The organism is Streptomyces montanisoli (assembly GCF_017813245.1).
GTDB lineage: Bacteria > Actinomycetota > Actinomycetes > Streptomycetales > Streptomycetaceae > Streptomyces > Streptomyces montanisoli.
In genome coordinates, this window is record NZ_JAGIQL010000361.1 from 1 (window position 1) to 1,292 (window position 1,292).

At 75.9% G+C, this 1,292-nt stretch carries 1 protein-coding gene; it reads left to right on the forward strand.

Features of this window, described 5'->3' with window-relative positions; translation table 11 throughout:
• Positions 1 to 1,155 (forward strand): EfeM/EfeO family lipoprotein (locus JFN87_RS33155; protein WP_209346222.1); only part of this gene is annotated, 1,155 nt, incomplete at its 5' end.
• Positions 1,156 to 1,292: the final 137 nt, after the last annotated feature.

Sequence of the window (1,292 nt, forward strand, 5' to 3'; positions counted from 1 at the left end):
GCCGCCGCGGCCGGCGGCCTCGCCCACGCCCTGACCGGGGGCGGCGGCGACGAGCCGGCCGCTGCCGGCGGTGCCGACGGCCTCCGCCACACCGCCGTAAAGGCGTCCGACTCCGCGGAGCAGTGCGGGAAGGGGTGGCTCCACCCGCGGCCCGGCCTCCAGGTCTTCGACGTGCACAACGTCGCCACCGGAGCGGCGGAGGTCTACCTGACCGACTCCTCAGGCGCGCTGCTCGGCGAGGTCGACGGCCTCGGCCCCGGCACCACCCGCCCGATCCGGGTACGGCTCGGCCGGGGCAGCTACTCCTTCCGCTGCCTGGTCGAGGAGACCGACGCGGTGAGCGGCCCCACCGTGCGGATCGCCTCGGGCCCCGCGAAGAGCGGCCCCGCCGTGCGCCCCGTCAACCAGCACGACGTCATCCCGCCGACCCTCACGTACCAGAAGTGGGTCGCGAAGGGGTTCGAGGACGTGCTCGGCAAGGTCGGCGCCCTCAAGTCCGCCGTCGACGGAGGCGATCTCTCCGCGGCGCGGCGAGCCTGGCTCCCCGCCCACCTCGCGTACGCCAGACTCGGCGGCGCCTACGGGGCGTTCGGCGACCTCGGCGACGCCGTCGACGGCACGGACGCGGGGATGACCGGCGGGGTCCACGCCAAGGACTTCACCGGCTTCCACCGGGTGGAGTACGGCCTGTGGCACGGGGAGCCGGCCAAGGAGCTGAAGGGCCCCACCGACCGGCTCGCCGACGACCTGCGCCGCCTCAGCGACCAGTGGGCCGCCACCAGGATGGACCCGCTGGACACCGGCCTGCGCGCCCACGAGATCACCGAGGACAGCATCCAGCTCGACCTGACGGGGCGCTCCGACTTCGGCAGCGGCACCTCGCTCGCCACCGCGAGGGCCGGGCTCGACGGCACGGCAGAACTGCTGGACGTGCTGCGCCCGCTGCTAGCCCCCAGGGACCCGGCGCTGCCCCGGCTCGACGCCGCCGTCAAGACGGCGAAGGCCGATCTCGACGCGCTGCACGAGGACGGCGGCTGGCGCGCCCCGCACACGCTGCCGAGGACGCGACGGGAACGCGTCGACGCGGACTTCGGCGACCTCGCGGAGCAACTCGCCCCCGTCGCCGTCATCTTCGACATCCGGAGGACCTCATGACCGTCCGTGCGAGACCGGGCGACGGCGACCGCGACCCGGCCGCGGAGGGCGGCGGCGAGAGCGGCCCCTCCGGCGTGGGCCGGCGCTCCTTCCTGCACCGCGCCCTGGCCGCGTCCGCGGCGGGTGCCGCCGTCGGG